Source organism: Pseudomonas sp. 8Z, from assembly GCF_902506535.1.
Classification (GTDB): domain Bacteria; phylum Pseudomonadota; class Gammaproteobacteria; order Pseudomonadales; family Pseudomonadaceae; genus Aquipseudomonas.
The window spans coordinates 1016037-1031053 of sequence record NZ_LR733827.1 but is presented as its reverse complement, the minus strand read 5'-3'; the positions used below and the strand labels follow the sequence as shown (position 1 = coordinate 1031053).

The window sequence follows — 15017 nt, the reverse complement described above, 5'->3', positions numbered from 1 at the left end:
TTGGCGTGCAGCATTTTCAGAGCGCGCCGAAGACCTTCTTCGCCAGGCTGGTGGCGGCGGCTGCCGGGTTTTCGCGGATACTGCTTTCCTGTTTGGCGATCATCTCGAACAGGCCGTTGAGCGCCTGCTCGGTGACGTAGCCTTCGGCGGTGGCGTTTTTCGCATCGACCACGCCGAAGCTGGCTGCCTGGCTGGCGAAGGCATTGTACTTCTGAGCCAGACCGACCTTGTCGGTGGCTTGCTTGACGATAGGCAGGAACTTGGCGCGGATCTGCTCGCGGCTGCTCTTGTTCAGGTACTGCGTGGCGGAGTCGTTGCCGCCGCTGAGAATGGCCTTGGCGTCTGCCACGGTCATTTTCTTTACCGCGTCGACCAGTAGCGCCTGGGCTTGTGGCACAGCGGCTTCGGCGGCGCTGTTCATGCTCGCTTCGAGCTGCTCGACCTGGGCGCCCATGCCCATCATCTTCATGGTCTTGGCGGCCTTGCCGAGTTTGCCGGGCAGTTCGATACGCACATCCGGGTTGTTGCTGAATCCGCCGGGTGTGCCCAGTTGCTTGACGGCCACCTGCGCGCTCTGGATCAACGCGTCTTTGAGGCCGCCGCTGGCGTCCTGCTGGCTTAGGTCGGAGAGGGACAGGGCGAAGACGTTGGCCGAAAGCAGCAAGCCGACGGCGAGGGTGGTGAGGCGCAGCATTGTGGTGATCCTTGCATCGGGAGAAATGTTTCGAGCTTAACAGGCTGTTGAGAAATCGGCTGTGTTGGCACTTCAGGCTTGCAGGGTTCTTTGTGAAAGGGCAGGGAAGTTGGGCGGATACTGGACTGGCAAGTTTGTGTGTGACTTGTTGGTTGTTCGGGTGCCCGTTCCGGCTTGCCGCGTTTTGGCTGATGTTTTTAGTTTCGCCTTCCCTGGCGAGTGACTTTTGCGGGCAAAAGTAACCAAAACCCTCCGCCCGATCATCCGGCCCTGGCTGCGCCAGGGTTCGCTCACTCCATCGCCGCTCCAGAGGCCCGCCGCGGTGGGCCATCCTTGGCCCATCGCGGCTCTCGCGACATCCATGTCGCTCAACTTCTTCCGCGACGACTCCGTTCGCCCTCCTGGGCGGGCTCTGCACGCGCCTGAACCTGTGGTAACTCAGAAGTAGCGAAGAGTGCTCTGGCAAGAGCAACAGAGTGTGAGCTAGTGGGAGTATTGGCACAGGGCGGGAGGGGCTGGAAGATGCCGGGGGAAACCGGAAGAGCCCGGATGGCGCGGGGTGTAGGGGGAAGGTCGGCGGAAGTAGTGCCAAAACTCGAAACAGCCTGACGGCCAGGATTTCGCAGGGGGATTTGGCACTACGGTTTGAGGCCTACGCCAGGCACTGATTCGGCGATGTGATCGAGTGTACCTGCCAGAGCTTGTCTAGGTCGAGCAGTTCGCTCAGCCGAGCGAGTCGGCAATCTCCTTGGTAGCAAACAGCCGATACGAGTTTCCCTTTTTCTTTCGATAGATATGCCCCAGCTCGTGGGCGAAGTAGAACACATACCTCATCAGCTCTTTTTCCTTGGACGACAGCTCCTTGTAAAGCGTGCTCTGAGTGACGCCAGGATTGCTCTGTATTACAGGTAGCGCTTTTTCCATGATTTGCTTGTAGAGCGGATCGATCAGAGCGAATTGCTTCATGACGGCTGTGAAACGATCCTTCTGCTCTTGCGGCACGTTTTTACCTACGAGCGTGTAGGCAATTTTCTGTAGCTGCCCACGCGCCCAATTCAGGTCTGCCTCAGTTCTTGCGTGCTCGATCTTGGCCAGCAAGCGCAAATTGAAAGCGTCATCGAACACCCAGCCCTGAGCCAGCAGGCGCTGTTCCTCTCGTGCCAGCTCCATGGCTTCGGCCTTGCTCTGCCAAGCCCCTACGATGTAGGTAATCAGCCCTAGAACTGGCAGGCCAATGACAATGAATAGGAACCAGCCCTGCCCAACGGTCTCATACAGCCAGATAAAGGGGTATGCGATCAAAGCCAACATAATCAGGGTCGCAATCCCCGTCGCCTCATTTTTTTTCATGCTTACGTTCCTTTGACTTGCGCCTACTGCTCAGTCCGTTACTAGCGTGCTTTTCCCTACTAAGGAAAAGCACGCTGGCTTCAAAAAGAAAAGCATGCGTGCTTTTCTTTATAAACCCCTGTTTTTTATGGCTTTCTATGAAAAGTAAGCGGTCTTTACGCCTGGAGAGAAAAGCACGAGCTACCCCGTGCTTTTCCTGCCTACAGTCTGTCCTACCGATTGCGCCAGCGCAGAGGCTGTGCGCTCAAGAGCGGCCTGATCCTCCTCGCTCAGATGAGAGTAGTTATCAAGCAATGCACGCTGTCGCGGTGGCAGCTCTGCTGTCGGAGATTGCTGGCTGCGCTGTCCTGTAAGGACATACATCACATCAATTCCTACAGCAGCGAGAGCCGCTAGCTTGGCTGCTGGCGGCCCAGACACATCCTTTTGCCAGTCAATCACTGTGTTCTTTTTGGCGCCCGCAATTTCGGCAAACTCGGAAATTGTCAGCCCTAGCCGCTCTCGCTCTTCTTTCAGTCGCGCACCAATACTCATACAGAAATCCGTACCAAGTCATTGACAGGTACGGATATCCGTACCATCCTTTGCCTAAACCAGCGCCGAACACATTACGGCGACTGATCAACCTAATTACTTAGGCAGAAGGATACCAACATGCACCCCGAAGAGATCAAGGCAGCCATGCGAATGGCAGGCGTTACGCCTGCCATGCTGTGCGACGAGCTGCAGGTGGCAGCCTCGTCCGTCTCTCAGGTCATTAGTGGCCATATCAAAAGCGGACGTATCCAGGCGCGTATCGCAGAGATCATCGGTAAGCCAGTGACCGTCATCTGGCCGAATCAGGTGCGCTTGCGCCGTACTCGTGCCCAGGTCGAAGCGCAGCGCGCTGCCGCTGCTCGTTCAGCACTGTGACGGAAGGGCTCGCCATGCAATCGATTCAGCGTGAGGTTGATTTGCTACAGCGCATGGGCCGGGACGGCGTAGCCGCCGAAGCCTTTGGTTGTGATATCGGACGCGGCGGGCTTTCCGCTGCGGCGCCGAATGCACCGAGCTGGGACTTCGTGATCGTCGACCTCGGCGGCTTGTTGGAGGCACGGGTCGACCTCTATAGCGCCACCTGGCAAGGGGGTGTTGGAGAGTTTGATCCCGAAAAATGGGAAGCGATGACGCTCCGTTTCAATGCCCCCGCCACCCGAAAGGGTTTTCGTGCCCTGGCCAGTTTGTGCCGCTCCCTGCTGGCGGGCCTGGTCACAACCCTCACCAACCAGCACGGCACCTACCACATGGATCTGGAAGGGGTCACCTTCTTTCGCGCCGATGGTCGAGTGCTTGTCCAGACCTGGGAAGAGTTTCTGGAGGTGCCAGCATGAAATCGAATCGCAAGCATCTGCGCCGGATGTGCCTGGAGCACCTGGACGAGGTTCGACCGACATGGTTGTCGGATGCTGCCCTGGAAGCGTTCCTGCGCTTTGCCGCCTTCCCCAACCTCAATAACCAGTCGCTACGCCGCGAGCTGGACTATCTGGCCCTGCGTGGGCTGCTGAAGATTCGGAAAGAAGGCGGCTACTGGCTGCTGCGCCTGACTGCCGAAGGCGTCGATGCCGTGGAGAGTGCGAAAACTGAAAGCCGCGACGAGGCCTTCCACAGTGCTGCAGCGCTGCCTGCAGATGAGCTGGGCGCGTTGCGGGCGATCTTGGATCTTGCCTTGGTTGAAGGCTGGGAGGTGGCTCGCTTCAAGCGCGTTGCCAGCAAGCTGCTGGCCGAAGGTGGTGACCATGCGTAAGTGGTTCACCGCCGCCGAGTTGGCCGGGCTACCGGGGCTGCCTGGATCCCGTTGGAATGTGACCTTAAAAGCACGCAGTGAAGGCTGGGAAGGCCAGCGACGCCTGGGCTCCAAGGCCATCGAGTACAGCTTCGCCGTCCTACCCGCCGAAACCCAGGCCGCCCTGGTCGCGCGCATGGTGCAAGCCGAGCAACCTGCCGAGGCGCCGAAACCGACCGCCCCTCATACGCTCATTTCGCCGCAGCGTGACGGCATTTCAACGTCACGCCTTACCGATGATCAACGCGACGTCATGAGCGCGCGGGTGTCGATCATCCGTGAGGTCGAGCGCATGAGCCAGATGGTCAGCCAGCAGCGGGCCATCCTGACCCTGGTTGGCCTGGCGCGTGATGGCCAGCTCAGCCCGTATCTGGCCGAGCGGGTCGAGCGTGCCAACGACCGCAAGACCGCCGACCGCACCCTGAGCGAGCGCACCATCAAGCGCTGGCTGGCGGACTTCCGCAAGCATGGCGAGATTGCCCTGGCGCCGATTCGCCGCAAGCCAGACATGACCCTGCCGGTGTGGGCGCCCGTGTTCCTCAAGCACTACCAGCGCCCGCAGAAGCCGAGCGCCGAAGCGGCCTATGCCGACTTCACGGCCGAGTATCCGGGGGCGCCGAGCATTCATGCGGTGCGGCGGATGCTGGCCAAGATGGCGCCGCAGGTGCGGGAACAGGGGCGCATGGGGCCGCGTGAGCTGAAGTCGCTCAAGGCGCACAAGGATATGAACGCCGATGTTCTGTGGCCCAACGACGTGTGGGTCGCGGACGGCCACAAGTTCGATGCCGAGGTGATCAACCCGGACACCGGCCAGATTTTTCGGCCCGAGGTCACCACCATCATCGACTGGGGCACGCGCCGTATCGTTGGCTTCGCGGTCAACCTGGCCGAGTCCACCTTGGCCACGCTCGATGCCCTGCGTGATGCCCTGACCCGTGTTGGTATGTATGCGGTGTTCTACGTGGACAACGGCAAGGGCTTCAAGAACGAAACCATCTATGAGGTGAACGACCGACTGGGCGGCACCATCACTCACTCGCTGCCCTACAGCTCACAGGCGCGGGGCGTTATCGAGCGTTCACACCGGACGATTCTGGTACGCCTGGCCAAAACCTACGACAGCTACATCGGCGCCGACATGGACAAGGAAGCGTCCACCCGCGTGCACAAGCTGTCACGCAAGGAGCTGGGTTTGGGTCTCAAGCCCAAGCAGGTGCCCGAGTTCGTGCAGTTCATCGCTGACCTGGGCAACGCCCTGGATGACTACAACCACCGGCCACACCGTGGCCTGCCGAAGATCCGCGATATCGAGACTGGCCGACTGCGCCACCAAAGCCCGATGGAATCCTGGAAGTCGGCCATGGCCGAGGGCTGGGAACCCATCATGGCAGATGCCGACGTGGTGGCCACCATCGTGCGACCGCAAGAAGTGCGAACGACAACCCGCGCCAAGGTGCAACTGCATGGTCATACCTACTTCTTGCAGGCGCTGGAGCCCTACCACGGCAAGGAAGTGCGCGTGGGCTATGACTTCCGCGATGCCAGCCGGGTGTGGGTGCACACGCTGGACGGTGAGCTGATTGGCGAAGCGCTGATCAATGGCAATACCGTCGATGCCAAGCCGCAGAGCCTTATGGATAAGGCCAAAGAGAAGCGCATCGAGGGGCAGGTCAACAAGCTTGGCAAGAAGGCCAAGACCCTTACCGGGGAAGACTTCGAGCTGCGCCTAGTGCCAAAGGCCGCGCCAAGCGCCGAGCTGAGCGAGCAGCAGCTTGAGGACGCCCGCGAGTATGCGGCGCTGACCCTGGAGCGCCAGGCACCCACCTTCACCGTGCCCGACAACGACATGACCCGCTACGACCTGTGGCAGGAGCTGGAGGCCCGTCGCCAACGCGGCGAGGTGCTCAGCGAGGCCGAGGCCAACTGGCACGCCCTCTACCCGAACAACCCAGGCTTTAAAGCCATTCAACGTATGTACGCCACCTTCGAGGCCGCTGAGGCCACTGCTTGACCAGGGGAGAACCACCTATGAGCGTTTCCAAAATCATCCCGCTTACCAATGTCGGCCTGCTGGCCGGCGCCATCGAGCGCGCCATGCAGCGCCCGCTTGGCCTGCCTGGCTTGGTAGTGATGTACGGCCCGAGCGGCCTGGGCAAATCCGTGGCCGCTGCCTGCTCGGCCAACCAACACCGCGCCTACTACGTCGAGTGCCGCGACACCTGGACGAAGAAGGCTTTCCTGCTCGCCGTACTGCGCGAGATGGCCGTCACCCCGGCGCGCACCCTGAGCGAAATGGTCGACCAGGTGGCCGAGCAGCTCAGCCGCAGCGGTCGCCCGCTGATCGTTGATGACGTGCAGTACTTGCTGGAGAAGTCCGCCGCCAACGTCCTGACCGATATCTACAACGCCAGCCAGGGCACCATCGTCCTGATCGGCGAAGAGAACGTGGCCACCAGTCTGGCCCGGCTGGAGCGCCTGCATAACAGGGTTTTGGAATGGGTGCCCGCACAGGCCGCAACGCTGGCCGATGTAACGCGCCTGGCTGCTAGCAGCTACCCCAACTTGCAGATTGCTGACGACCTGCTGGCCGACCTGGTCAAGCATGTGAAGGGCTGCCTGCGCCGCGCGGCTGTGAACCTGTACCGGGTGAACAGCGAATGCACCGCCAAGGCCTTGGGCAAGATCGACCTGGCCACCTGGACGGCGGGCTGGTTCACCGGCGAGCCGCCACGTCGGGGGGCCAAGTAATGCGCTCCGGTAAGAAGCCGATTCACCTGGCCATGACTGGCGGCAAGCTGCCACGCCAGCGCATGTGGGAAGCCATTCGCGAACTGGCCCGCGACGGCGCCGAGTTCACCACCTACACCGTCGCCCGCCGTTCTGACGAAGAAGACGAAGCCGCGCGTAGCTACCTGCTGAGCCTGGCCAAGGCCGACATCGTCGCAAAGGTGGCCGTGAAAGGCCGCGACGGGACGTGGAAGCTGCTCAAGGACGAAGGCGCCGAGGCGCCGCGCGTCAACAAGCAGGGCAAGCGACTGCCGCCCGAGGCCGTCGAATGCATCTGGCGCGCACTGCGCATCCTGGGCGAGCTGACCGCCGCCGAAGCGGCCAGCCAGGCTGCTGCTGGTGGTGCGGCTATTACCGAAGATGGCGCGCGGATCTACCTGCAGGGGCTGGCCCTGGCTGGCTACACCGTGCGAACTGGCGGCACGCCTGGCATCCCTGCCAGCTACCGCCTGCTGCCAGGGCGCTACAGCGGCCCGCTGCATCCCATCTACCAGCGCTCCAGCTATGAGCAGGTCTATGACCCGAACCTGGATCAGATCGTGTGGGAGAAGTGCCAGCAGGCTGGAGACCTGGCCGGGCTGCGTCTCGACAACGCACGGCTGAGTAAGCAGCTCAACGACCTGCGCGCAGCACTCGGCCCAGTCAAGGCACTGGCTGGCCGTGCGGTTGCCCAGTTCCACCCTGACGACAGTGAGCGAGCCGAAGGCGTCGACGTGCTCGCACGCCTGAACAAGCTGCTGCAGGAGGTGGGCGCATGAACCAGGCCGCCCGAGTAGACCTGTCCGCCTGGGGCGAGCAGCCGCCGCTGTGGGTCAGCCTGCTGGCCCGCGAGGTTGAGCAGAGCAATCGCACCAAGACCGGCGAGCGCATTGGCGTGAGCCGCACTGCCGTGACGCTGCTGCTGCAGAACCGTTACCCGTCGCCCAGCACCGAGCGCATGGAGCGCCGAGTGATGGACGTCCTGGGCCGTATCGAGTGCGTGGCCCTGGGCGAAGTCATCACCGCCGACCAGTGCCAAACCTACCGCGAGCGCCCGGCACCCACCCACAACCCGATGGCCATGCAGCACTGGCGTGCCTGCCAGCACTGCCCCAACAACCCCAACTGTGCAGCAAAGGAGTCAAGCCATGGCAGCCACTGAAAACCGCCCGCTGAAAGTCCTGAACGCCTCGCTGGCCACCAGCCTGCGCGACTTCAACGCAGCCGCCCGCCACCTGCAGGCGAAGGGCGTGCGACTGCTGCAGATCCTGCCGACCGAAAACCGCCTGCAGATCAGCCCAGAGGACGGCGAGCGCCTTGTGCGTGAGCGCCTGACCGAGGGCTACCAGCGCCACGCCTCGGCAGGGAGTGACCGCATCACGGTGCTGTTCGAGGGCGTAACCCTCGAATGGCGGCGCCCCATTAGCTACCGCGACCTACAAACGACTATCCACTGAGGAACCGAACATGACCGAACAACAGACCATTCCAGCCGGTTACCGGCAAGACGCCCAGGGGCGCCTGTGGCGTGAAGAGCAGATCAAGCCGGTCGACAAACTGCGCGACGAGCTAGTGTCGCGCCTGGTCGAGCTAGCACGCGCCCAGTCCGCCGCGTTGGCCTCATTCAAGGCCACTGCGTTTGGCGAGATCGACGCATTTGCCGACCTGTCAGCCAGTGAGTACGGCGCCAAGCTAGGGGGCAAGAAGGGCAACCTGTCGCTGCTGAGCTTCGATGGCCGCTACAAGATCCAGAAAGCGGTACAGGAAAGCATCGCTTTCGATGAGCGCCTGCAGGCAGCGCGCGCCCTGATCGACGAATGCCTGCAGGAATGGACGGCAGACGCCCGCCCCGAGCTGGCCACCCTGGTCAAAGACGCATTCCAGGTAGACACCAAGGGCGAGATTCGCACTGGCCGCGTGCTGGCCCTGCGCCGTATGAACATCAAGGACGAGCGCTGGCTAAAGGCGATGGATGCCATCGGCGATGCCCTGCAGGTGGTCGGCTCCAAGAGTTACATCCGCATCTACGAGCGTGTTGGCGATACCGACCAGTACGTGCCGATCAGCTTGGACATTGCAGGCGTTGGCCTGCCGGGGGTGCAGTGATGGGGCTGCTAACTGAACTCGACCAGGTCAAGGCCGTGGCTGACGCCGTCGAGCTGCTCGATGTCGACGTCCTGGACTTCGAGCACCTGGAGCTGAACAGCGGCCGCGACTTCCTCCTGGCGCTGGTAACTGGCCCGCATGTCGAAAAAGTGGTCGAGCTGCTGGAGCGGTTGCGTTCCCGTAGCCAACCGGCCCCGGCTGGCGGCGCTGTTGTTGCGCACACCAACGACGACCAGGTGCTGCATATCGTCGAGTTGATGCAGGAGTGGCACAGCAGTCGGGTCAAGAAGTTGAGCTTGGTAGCGAACGCAGGGCCAGACGTGAAGATCGAGGCGCGCGACCCGGATGGCAAGCCATTGGAACTGACCGGTCAACTGCGTGCCGGCTTTCAGGAGGGCGTCAATCTCGCCCTGCAGATGTTCGGCAAGTTCCCTCTGACCGTGACAGAGCCAGCCGACGAGCTGGGCGAGGAGGAATGACATGGCCAAGTTCTACGCCGTTTGCAACATCGCCGGCCTGATTCAACTGACCGACAAACAACCGGAAGATGGCCAGTTTGCCCTGGCTGTTGGTGACTTCTCCGTCTTGGTCGAAGAGATCCACCAGACCGCAGTGCCTTACTACCAGGGCGCAGACAAACCCGGTCGATTCCGTGTGCCTGAAACACTGGACGACGCCGAGCCGCGCGCCAACCTCGCAGCCATCGCCTACTACATCCAGGCGCTGGCAAAGCGCGGCACGGCCGGTATCCGTGCGCTGGGGGCATGACATGCAGCGCTATCACGACGCCAGCCGCGACCCGCTGCCGATTCGCTCGCCCTACCACGACCAGGAACGCCTGAACATTGCCAAGGCTACCGAAGAGTTCCTAGCCAAGGGCGGGCAGATCGAGCAGGTAGGCCACCAGATGCAGGCTACCAGTCCGACCTTCTTCATCAACCCAACCAAGACTCCGGTCTACGCGCACTTGTTCGTGCGCCCGGAGGACGAGCCGGTGCGCGCCAAGCCTGCCGTGAAGCCGAACACGGCCCCGGCCAAGCCGGAGGTGAAGGCCGAAGCGCCTGCAGTAGAGGTGAAACCGGCGGCGCCGAAACGTGCCGACGTTGTCCAGGAGCCGCGCGACGTTGCCATGGCCTCTCGGCTGATGGTGCAGGCGGCGCTGGGTGCATCACCGGGCATCGCTGCACGGGCAATCGGCATCACCGAGAAACAAGCGCGTCAGGTGGCGCGCGACTTCAACATCAAATTCAAACGCCAACGCTAGGAGGCCCCATGGCCGAGCACAGCTTTACCGTAACGGTTACCGAGGCAGAAAGCGGCATCAGCATCCAAATCAGCGGCATCCAGCCTTTTGAGGGCACGGATAGCAACGCCCTTGAGGCAGCCAAAGCCCTGCGCTTGGCAATGATGAGTGAATCCAACCGCTTAGCCGATTGCATCGCGGCTGCGCGACACCAACACATCCACTCCACGACGAAGTCCGTTCACTGAGCGAAACCGCCTCGGCCTGGCCGGGGCGGTCTGCCCAGCGTGGTGGCTGGGTACTGATGAGCAGCCGAGGAACCTATGCAGCAGCAAGATTGGGACGATCTGAAACAGCAGATGGCCAGCCCATACGGATACATGAAATTGAAGTGCGACCAGTTCGAGGTGGCGCTTTCTCAGGAGGTCGATTCCAAAGGCCACAAATGGGCTACAGCCGTTTATGTCGACGGGATCTTTAAGGGCGCCTGGTGTTCCGCCGACGAGAAAGGCGAAGCGAAACACGAAGAAGGTCGGCGCTTCCTGCGCAAGGTCACTCGTCGTCTGCACAGCGCTAAGAAGGTGGAGGCTTACCGCAAAGCCTTTGGTAAACGTGAGGCCAACAAAATCGCGGCCGAGGTCTTCGTCTACTACCTCCCAACCTGGAACAGCTTCAACAGCCTGAAAAAGCACCTGCTGGCCAACAACACCAGCATCGAGCGAATCCACTGAGCACATGATGATGAACCTGACGAACGAGTCCGTTAATGCACCTATGGCAAAGCAAAACAAACACGGCTGCTGTGCCGACAAAGCGTGCTCCGACGCAACCTGCATGGAGTTGCCGGAAGAAAAGACCTGTGGCGACTGCGTGCATGAGCGCCGCTGCTGCCTGATTTTTGGCCACACGCCAACGGACACCTACTGCGACTGGTTCCCGCGCCGTTTCCGCGAGAAGTCGCCCAGCAACAATTAAGCGAAACCTAGCCCCACCAGGGGCGAAGGTCTGCCGGGCGTGGTAGCCCGGTACTGATGAGCAGCCACACATGAGCACGAGAAAGAAGAAGCCCAGAACAGCGAAAGTCCGCGCCCAGGATACGGCCCGGCAGCGCCGCAAGCGCGAGCGTGATGCCCAGCATCGTGCCGCCGTTGGCGCTGAGAAGTTCAAGTGGGAGACGTACGCCGGCACCCGCGACGACATGGAGTGCATCCGCCTGGCCGGAGGCTTCGAGCAGGTCGAGGAAGGCTTGACCCTGGCCATCCGCTACGTGGCCAACATGGCCCGCCGCGACCCTGCCGCCCTGCGCGCCGCACTCGACCCGAGGAACCTGGTATGAGCCTGGCCAAGATCCACATCGCAAAATCCCAGCTCGGGATGGATGACGACGTTTACCGCGAGCTGCTGGCCCGAGTGGCCGGCGTGCGCTCGGCCAAAGACCTAAGCCCGCGCCAGGTTGGCCGCGTGCTGGCCGAGTTTGAGCGCCTGGGCTGGAAGCCCAAGGCGACGGCCAAGGGCAAGGCCCAAGGTCGTACCGCACCGAACCCGGCAGCCGAGCGCGAGAAGCTGGTGGGCAAGATCAAGGCCCAACTCACCGAGGCCGGGCGCCCCTGGGAGTACGTCGACGCCATGGCGCTACGCATGTTCAAGGTCGAGCGCGTCGAGTGGTGCGACACCGACCAGCTACGCCGCCTGGTCGCGGCCCTGAGCTACAACGCCAAACGCCACGGGAGGACGGTATGAGTAATGGCCAACTGTTTGATGATGACAGCGATAGCCTTGACCCCGAGAAGGTGCTGGCGCACCTCTCGGCGCCAACCGTGCTGCGCCGCTGGGAAGGTTCGCTGAAGGAGATGGTTGAGATCGCCGAAGCGAGCCTGCGCAACAAGCTGGGCAACGCAGAGGAAGTGCCTGCCCTGGCGCGCCACGTTGTCTTCGGCATCTGCGACACGATGGGCGGGAGCGTTATCTATCTGCCCCGTGGCGAGCTGCTGAAGAATGCCATGCGCGATGCGGAAATATTCCGCGAATGGCATGAACGCAACGCCCGGCCCGCTGACTTGGCGCGTAAGTACCGGCTGGCTAGCCAGACGATTTATGACATCATCGCCCGCCAACGGGCGCTGCATCGGCGCAGCGAACCGGATCTGTTTGGGTTTGATGGAGATACAGGGAATGAATGAGGCTGACTGGTATTACGAAGAGGCTGGAAGTAGAAAAGGCCCCGTGACCGCCCCCGCCATGGCCGAACTAATCCAGTCATCCCGGCTCGGGTATGGGACTCCAGTCTGGCACAAAGGCCTTGCAGACTGGGTTCCGCTTGAATCAACAGGGTTGATTGAGCACCTTCCATCAACGCCACCACCGCTTCACGCGAAAAGCGTCAGCGACCTATGGGTATGGGCAATAGCTATAAGCCCGCTGGCGTTCCTGCTGCTTGACCCTACATCGCTCTATCTGCCGCTAATCATCATGGGTGTGCTGATTGCGCTTGTAGCTCTGGATCGTCGCGTTTTGGGTGAGGCCGGTTACGCCCTACCAAGCTTTATTTGGCTCTTTCTGGTGCCAATCTATCTCTACAAGCGTTCAAAATACGCCAAGAAGAATCAGGCACCCTTGATCGGCTGGTTTATAGCGATGGTCGCCTCTTTAATGGTTAGCGCTACTGGCTTCAATCTGTACGCCTCATTACCAGCCTGCGATAACCCTGAGGTTCGTCAGACCCTCGCCGAAATCCTTGATGAACGTGGTCTACTTACCCCTGGATACAGCGACCTGTTTATGTCGGATATTCGCCAGGTTTCGGAGTCAAACAGCTCAAGTAGCCGAACCTGCGTGAGTAAGACGCAGACATTTCTTGGGGGCGTACCACTTGCCTACACAATCACTTGGTCAGATCAGCTATTCAGTGAGTACTACGTCAGAATTGAAGGCATGTAGTCTTTTAGCCCCGCCCAGTGCGGGGCTTCTTCTTAAAGCCTCCTGAAACTCCCCTCTGAATCCGTGCCGCCATCATGGCGGCATGAGCACACTAGACCCCAGCACCCTCATTAGCCCCCGCGCCTACGCTGCAGCCGTATTGGCTGAGGCATCGCTTGATCGCCGTCAATGGTTGATGGAGCGTTGCCCGCCTGACTGGCGTGGCACGGTCGAAGAGCATGTGCGTAGCGCGTACCCGAAAATCGCCGCCTACCGCCGTCACCGAGCGGGCCGGGCAGAACAGGCGCGCGAGAGGGCCCCGGCCGCACAGCGCCGCGATGCAACCCCCAAGCCCCGCCCCGTATCCCGCTCGGCTCCCGAGGTTGGCAACTCAATGCTCGCCAAGTTGCGTGCCATCATCGGCAAGGGGGTGGCATGAGCCTGAAAAGCCGAGTCCTGGGCGGCGCCCTGGCCATTGCTCTGCCCATGGTGGGCTACTACGAGGGGCGCAACCTGGCTGCCTATCTCGACCCGGTGGGCATCCCAACCATCTGTTATGGCAGCACAGCCGGGGTAACGCTGGGCCAGACCCGCACTGCCGCCGAGTGCGATGCTTTGCTGGCCGCCGAGCTGGGTGAGGCCATAGCAGCCGTTGACCGCCTGAGCCGCAATCCACTGCCAGACACCCGCCGTGCTGCCCTCGGCTCGTTCGTCTACAACGTCGGCGCCGTCGCCTTCGAGCGCTCGACCCTCCTGCGCAAGCTCAATGCTGGCGACGTGGCTGGAGCCTGCGCGGAGCTGAGCCGCTGGGTGTATGCCAAGGGGCGCCAGCTTGCGGGCTTGGTCAAGCGCCGCGCGGCTGAGCGCGAACTGTGCGAGGTGGGCCTATGACCTGGCTTGCCACGCGTCCATTGCTATCCGTGTTGTTCTTCGCCGCCCTGAGTCTGGTCATCAATTACATCGCCTACCGCCACGGCTACGACACCGCCCAAACCGAGGGCGCCCTAGCCCTAGAGAAGCTGCGCGGCGAGCACCAGGAACAGGAGCTGGCCCGCGCCCGTGCTGCCGAAGCGAGTGCCAAAGATGCTGCGAAACGCCTGCAGGAAGCCCAGGCGCAAAACGACAAGCTCGCGTCAGACCTGGCCGAGCAACAACGCCAACACCGCCAAACCACCGACCGACTCTCTGGGGAGATTGCCCGTGTCAATGACCTTTACCGGGAGGCGCTCGACGCGCCGCCTAAGCCTCTGCCTGCTTGCGTGTTCACTGCTGGCTTTGTCCGCGTGTGGGACGAATCCACCGGAGCCAGAGCCCCAGCCGCTTTGCCCGCCGCCGCAGATCCCGAGCGAGCTGCTGCGCAAGTCGCCCAAGCCCGAGCCGCTGAGCAGCTCGACTCAGGCATCAGCCAGAACACTCTCCTGGCCCATCACGTCCACTACGCCGAGCAGTGCAAGAACACTGCCGCGCAGTTGGATGCTCTGATCGACGCCGTAGGGGGCAACTGATGGTGATGGATTTTGCGCAGGCCGTGACCTGGGCCATTTCGCTGCTGGGCATCTTCAGCACGTTGGTATTCGGCCTGGTCAAGCTGCTGCTGAGCCAGATGGAAAAACGCCTCGGTGAGCGCTTCGCCAGCCAGGAAAAAGAGATCGCAAAGCTGGCTGAGTTGGAGCGCGACTTCCTGCGCTTCCAGGCAGAGCTGCCCCTGCATTACGTCCACCGCCAGGACTACGTGCGCAACCAAACAGTGATCGAAGCCAAGCTGGACGGGCTACGGGACAAGCTTGAAGTCGTCCAGATGAAAGGAGCCAATCAATGATCGATGCCGCCAAGATTCGCCGAGAGTCGATGCGCTGGTACATCCTGCTCACCCTCAACAACGCGCGCCCAGTAGACCCGCATGAAGCGCTGGTGCTTTCCACCATCCAGGGCATTTACAGCGACGCGACCCAGCTCGAAGTGCGCCGCGAGCTGGACTACCTCAAAGACCGCAGCCTTGTGACCCTCGATAAGCAGCCTAGCGGCGTCTGGATTGCCGGGCTGACTCACTACGGCGTCGACATCGCCGAGTACACCATCGAGTGCAATCCGGGCATTGCCCGGCCCGCGCGAGGCTGAGC

General features: G+C 61.8%; 27 protein-coding genes and 2 other RNA genes. 26 read left to right on the top strand and 3 right to left on the bottom strand.

Going from position 1 to position 15017, the window contains the following annotated elements; all coding sequences use genetic code 11:
• Positions 1 to 16: 16 nt before the first annotated feature.
• From AERO9A_RS17705 to AERO9A_RS17695, 3 genes are all read right to left on the bottom strand, one after another.
• The gene (locus tag AERO9A_RS17705) at positions 17 to 694 is read right to left on the bottom strand and encodes a DUF4197 domain-containing protein (RefSeq protein ID WP_159973232.1); all 678 of its coding nucleotides are present in this window, start codon (positions 692 to 694) and stop codon (positions 17 to 19) included.
• 723 nt (positions 695 to 1417) lie between these two features.
• Positions 1418 to 2044, bottom strand: coding sequence for a hypothetical protein (locus AERO9A_RS17700; protein WP_159973231.1), 627 nt, complete (start codon positions 2042 to 2044; stop codon positions 1418 to 1420).
• A gap of 180 nt (positions 2045 to 2224) precedes the next feature.
• Positions 2225 to 2578, bottom strand: a complete 354-nt coding sequence (locus tag AERO9A_RS17695; protein ID WP_159973230.1) for a helix-turn-helix domain-containing protein — start codon at positions 2576 to 2578, stop codon at positions 2225 to 2227.
• A gap of 120 nt (positions 2579 to 2698) precedes the next feature.
• Between AERO9A_RS17695 and AERO9A_RS17690 the strand changes: the two genes are divergently transcribed.
• The 26 genes from AERO9A_RS17690 (at position 2699) to AERO9A_RS17565 (ending at position 15015) form a co-directional block, all read left to right on the top strand.
• Entirely contained in the window at positions 2699 to 2956 is a 258-nt protein-coding gene (locus AERO9A_RS17690; protein ID WP_159973229.1) for a helix-turn-helix domain-containing protein, read from the top strand.
• Positions 2957 to 2970: 14 nt separating this feature from the next.
• Positions 2971 to 3414: a hypothetical protein gene (locus tag AERO9A_RS17685; protein ID WP_159973228.1), complete on the top strand. Its 444-nt coding sequence runs from the start codon at positions 2971 to 2973 to the stop codon at positions 3412 to 3414.
• A complete protein-coding gene (locus tag AERO9A_RS17680; protein WP_159973227.1) occupies positions 3411 to 3827 on the top strand; it encodes a hypothetical protein in 417 nt (138 codons plus the stop codon). The genes AERO9A_RS17685 and AERO9A_RS17680 overlap by 4 nt, the downstream gene beginning before the upstream one ends.
• Positions 3820 to 5877 carry a DNA-binding protein gene (locus AERO9A_RS17675; protein WP_159973226.1) on the top strand — a complete coding sequence of 686 codons (2058 nt, stop codon included), beginning with the start codon at positions 3820 to 3822 and terminating at the stop codon, positions 5875 to 5877. Before AERO9A_RS17680 ends, AERO9A_RS17675 begins: the two co-directional genes overlap by 8 nt.
• Before the next feature lie 17 nt (positions 5878 to 5894).
• Positions 5895 to 6614 carry an AAA family ATPase gene (locus AERO9A_RS17670; RefSeq protein ID WP_159973225.1) on the top strand — a complete coding sequence of 240 codons (720 nt, stop codon included), beginning with the start codon at positions 5895 to 5897 and terminating at the stop codon, positions 6612 to 6614.
• Positions 6614 to 7411, top strand: coding sequence for a hypothetical protein (locus tag AERO9A_RS17665; protein WP_178111153.1), 798 nt, complete (start codon positions 6614 to 6616; stop codon positions 7409 to 7411). The genes AERO9A_RS17670 and AERO9A_RS17665 overlap by 1 nt, the downstream gene beginning before the upstream one ends.
• Positions 7408 to 7794, top strand: coding sequence for a hypothetical protein (locus AERO9A_RS17660; RefSeq protein ID WP_159973224.1), 387 nt, complete (start codon positions 7408 to 7410; stop codon positions 7792 to 7794). The genes AERO9A_RS17665 and AERO9A_RS17660 overlap by 4 nt, the downstream gene beginning before the upstream one ends.
• The gene (locus tag AERO9A_RS17655; protein WP_159973223.1) at positions 7781 to 8089 is read left to right on the top strand and encodes a hypothetical protein; all 309 of its coding nucleotides are present in this window, start codon (positions 7781 to 7783) and stop codon (positions 8087 to 8089) included. Before AERO9A_RS17660 ends, AERO9A_RS17655 begins: the two co-directional genes overlap by 14 nt.
• Positions 8090 to 8099: 10 nt before the next feature.
• Positions 8100 to 8738: a DUF3164 family protein gene (locus AERO9A_RS17650; RefSeq protein WP_159973222.1), complete on the top strand. Its 639-nt coding sequence runs from the start codon at positions 8100 to 8102 to the stop codon at positions 8736 to 8738.
• On the top strand, positions 8738 to 9217 hold the full coding sequence (locus AERO9A_RS17645) for a hypothetical protein (protein ID WP_178111152.1): 480 nt from the start codon (positions 8738 to 8740) through the stop codon (positions 9215 to 9217). Before AERO9A_RS17650 ends, AERO9A_RS17645 begins: the two co-directional genes overlap by 1 nt.
• A 1-nt stretch (position 9218) precedes the next feature.
• Positions 9219 to 9506, top strand: a complete 288-nt coding sequence (locus tag AERO9A_RS17640) for a hypothetical protein (RefSeq protein ID WP_159973221.1) — start codon at positions 9219 to 9221, stop codon at positions 9504 to 9506.
• A gap of 1 nt (position 9507) precedes the next feature.
• Entirely contained in the window at positions 9508 to 10002 is a 495-nt protein-coding gene (locus AERO9A_RS17635; protein WP_159973220.1) for a hypothetical protein, read from the top strand.
• Positions 10003 to 10010: 8 nt separating this feature from the next.
• Complete coding sequence (locus tag AERO9A_RS17630; protein ID WP_159973219.1) at positions 10011 to 10229, top strand: hypothetical protein; 219 nt, start codon at positions 10011 to 10013, stop codon at positions 10227 to 10229.
• Positions 10228 to 10299: hammerhead ribozyme type II (locus tag AERO9A_RS17625), an RNA gene on the top strand. Before AERO9A_RS17630 ends, AERO9A_RS17625 begins: the two co-directional genes overlap by 2 nt.
• A gap of 5 nt (positions 10300 to 10304) precedes the next feature.
• Positions 10305 to 10712, top strand: a complete 408-nt coding sequence (locus AERO9A_RS17620) for a hypothetical protein (RefSeq protein WP_159973218.1) — start codon at positions 10305 to 10307, stop codon at positions 10710 to 10712.
• A gap of 7 nt (positions 10713 to 10719) precedes the next feature.
• Positions 10720 to 10956, top strand: coding sequence for a hypothetical protein (locus tag AERO9A_RS17615; RefSeq protein ID WP_159973217.1), 237 nt, complete (start codon positions 10720 to 10722; stop codon positions 10954 to 10956).
• Positions 10955 to 11026, top strand: an RNA gene (locus tag AERO9A_RS17610) — hammerhead ribozyme type II. Before AERO9A_RS17615 ends, AERO9A_RS17610 begins: the two co-directional genes overlap by 2 nt.
• A complete protein-coding gene (locus AERO9A_RS17605) occupies positions 11027 to 11317 on the top strand; it encodes a hypothetical protein (RefSeq protein WP_159973216.1) in 291 nt (96 codons plus the stop codon).
• Entirely contained in the window at positions 11314 to 11721 is a 408-nt protein-coding gene (locus AERO9A_RS17600) for a gp16 family protein (protein ID WP_159973215.1), read from the top strand. The genes AERO9A_RS17605 and AERO9A_RS17600 overlap by 4 nt, the downstream gene beginning before the upstream one ends.
• Complete coding sequence (locus tag AERO9A_RS17595) at positions 11718 to 12161, top strand: Mor transcription activator family protein (RefSeq protein ID WP_159973214.1); 444 nt, start codon at positions 11718 to 11720, stop codon at positions 12159 to 12161. Before AERO9A_RS17600 ends, AERO9A_RS17595 begins: the two co-directional genes overlap by 4 nt.
• Positions 12154 to 12918: a DUF4339 domain-containing protein gene (locus tag AERO9A_RS17590; RefSeq protein WP_159973213.1), complete on the top strand. Its 765-nt coding sequence runs from the start codon at positions 12154 to 12156 to the stop codon at positions 12916 to 12918. Before AERO9A_RS17595 ends, AERO9A_RS17590 begins: the two co-directional genes overlap by 8 nt.
• Before the next feature lie 82 nt (positions 12919 to 13000).
• Positions 13001 to 13336, top strand: coding sequence for a hypothetical protein (locus AERO9A_RS17585; RefSeq protein WP_159973212.1), 336 nt, complete (start codon positions 13001 to 13003; stop codon positions 13334 to 13336).
• Positions 13333 to 13788 carry a lysozyme gene (locus AERO9A_RS17580; RefSeq protein WP_159973211.1) on the top strand — a complete coding sequence of 152 codons (456 nt, stop codon included), beginning with the start codon at positions 13333 to 13335 and terminating at the stop codon, positions 13786 to 13788. The genes AERO9A_RS17585 and AERO9A_RS17580 overlap by 4 nt, the downstream gene beginning before the upstream one ends.
• Entirely contained in the window at positions 13785 to 14402 is a 618-nt protein-coding gene (locus tag AERO9A_RS17575) for a hypothetical protein (protein ID WP_159973210.1), read from the top strand. The genes AERO9A_RS17580 and AERO9A_RS17575 overlap by 4 nt, the downstream gene beginning before the upstream one ends.
• A complete protein-coding gene (locus tag AERO9A_RS17570) occupies positions 14402 to 14716 on the top strand; it encodes a hypothetical protein (protein WP_159973209.1) in 315 nt (104 codons plus the stop codon). The genes AERO9A_RS17575 and AERO9A_RS17570 overlap by 1 nt, the downstream gene beginning before the upstream one ends.
• Positions 14713 to 15015, top strand: a complete 303-nt coding sequence (locus AERO9A_RS17565; RefSeq protein ID WP_159973208.1) for a hypothetical protein — start codon at positions 14713 to 14715, stop codon at positions 15013 to 15015. The genes AERO9A_RS17570 and AERO9A_RS17565 overlap by 4 nt, the downstream gene beginning before the upstream one ends.
• Positions 15016 to 15017 lie beyond the last annotated feature (2 nt).

Bases quoted from the DNA above. Each gene is read 5' to 3' on its own strand.
- AERO9A_RS17705 (WP_159973232.1), bottom strand. From the start codon at position 694: ATGCTGCGCCTCACCACCCTCGCCGTCGGCTTGCTGCTTTCGGCCAAC.
- AERO9A_RS17700 (WP_159973231.1), bottom strand. From the start codon at position 2,044: ATGAAAAAAAATGAGGCGACGGGGATTGCGACCCTGATTATGTTGGCT.
- AERO9A_RS17695 (WP_159973230.1), bottom strand. From the start codon at position 2,578: ATGAGTATTGGTGCGCGACTGAAAGAAGAGCGAGAGCGGCTAGGGCTG.
- AERO9A_RS17690 (WP_159973229.1), top strand. From the start codon at position 2,699: ATGCACCCCGAAGAGATCAAGGCAGCCATGCGAATGGCAGGCGTTACG.
- AERO9A_RS17685 (WP_159973228.1), top strand. From the start codon at position 2,971: ATGCAATCGATTCAGCGTGAGGTTGATTTGCTACAGCGCATGGGCCGG.
- AERO9A_RS17680 (WP_159973227.1), top strand. From the start codon at position 3,411: ATGAAATCGAATCGCAAGCATCTGCGCCGGATGTGCCTGGAGCACCTG.
- AERO9A_RS17675 (WP_159973226.1), top strand. From the start codon at position 3,820: ATGCGTAAGTGGTTCACCGCCGCCGAGTTGGCCGGGCTACCGGGGCTG.
- AERO9A_RS17670 (WP_159973225.1), top strand. From the start codon at position 5,895: ATGAGCGTTTCCAAAATCATCCCGCTTACCAATGTCGGCCTGCTGGCC.
- AERO9A_RS17665 (WP_178111153.1), top strand. From the start codon at position 6,614: ATGCGCTCCGGTAAGAAGCCGATTCACCTGGCCATGACTGGCGGCAAG.
- AERO9A_RS17660 (WP_159973224.1), top strand. From the start codon at position 7,408: ATGAACCAGGCCGCCCGAGTAGACCTGTCCGCCTGGGGCGAGCAGCCG.
- AERO9A_RS17655 (WP_159973223.1), top strand. From the start codon at position 7,781: ATGGCAGCCACTGAAAACCGCCCGCTGAAAGTCCTGAACGCCTCGCTG.
- AERO9A_RS17650 (WP_159973222.1), top strand. From the start codon at position 8,100: ATGACCGAACAACAGACCATTCCAGCCGGTTACCGGCAAGACGCCCAG.
- AERO9A_RS17645 (WP_178111152.1), top strand. From the start codon at position 8,738: ATGGGGCTGCTAACTGAACTCGACCAGGTCAAGGCCGTGGCTGACGCC.
- AERO9A_RS17640 (WP_159973221.1), top strand. From the start codon at position 9,219: ATGGCCAAGTTCTACGCCGTTTGCAACATCGCCGGCCTGATTCAACTG.
- AERO9A_RS17635 (WP_159973220.1), top strand. From the start codon at position 9,508: ATGCAGCGCTATCACGACGCCAGCCGCGACCCGCTGCCGATTCGCTCG.
- AERO9A_RS17630 (WP_159973219.1), top strand. From the start codon at position 10,011: ATGGCCGAGCACAGCTTTACCGTAACGGTTACCGAGGCAGAAAGCGGC.
- AERO9A_RS17620 (WP_159973218.1), top strand. From the start codon at position 10,305: ATGCAGCAGCAAGATTGGGACGATCTGAAACAGCAGATGGCCAGCCCA.
- AERO9A_RS17615 (WP_159973217.1), top strand. From the start codon at position 10,720: ATGATGAACCTGACGAACGAGTCCGTTAATGCACCTATGGCAAAGCAA.
- AERO9A_RS17605 (WP_159973216.1), top strand. From the start codon at position 11,027: ATGAGCACGAGAAAGAAGAAGCCCAGAACAGCGAAAGTCCGCGCCCAG.
- AERO9A_RS17600 (WP_159973215.1), top strand. From the start codon at position 11,314: ATGAGCCTGGCCAAGATCCACATCGCAAAATCCCAGCTCGGGATGGAT.
- AERO9A_RS17595 (WP_159973214.1), top strand. From the start codon at position 11,718: ATGAGTAATGGCCAACTGTTTGATGATGACAGCGATAGCCTTGACCCC.
- AERO9A_RS17590 (WP_159973213.1), top strand. From the start codon at position 12,154: ATGAATGAGGCTGACTGGTATTACGAAGAGGCTGGAAGTAGAAAAGGC.
- AERO9A_RS17585 (WP_159973212.1), top strand. From the start codon at position 13,001: ATGAGCACACTAGACCCCAGCACCCTCATTAGCCCCCGCGCCTACGCT.
- AERO9A_RS17580 (WP_159973211.1), top strand. From the start codon at position 13,333: ATGAGCCTGAAAAGCCGAGTCCTGGGCGGCGCCCTGGCCATTGCTCTG.
- AERO9A_RS17575 (WP_159973210.1), top strand. From the start codon at position 13,785: ATGACCTGGCTTGCCACGCGTCCATTGCTATCCGTGTTGTTCTTCGCC.
- AERO9A_RS17570 (WP_159973209.1), top strand. From the start codon at position 14,402: ATGGTGATGGATTTTGCGCAGGCCGTGACCTGGGCCATTTCGCTGCTG.
- AERO9A_RS17565 (WP_159973208.1), top strand. From the start codon at position 14,713: ATGATCGATGCCGCCAAGATTCGCCGAGAGTCGATGCGCTGGTACATC.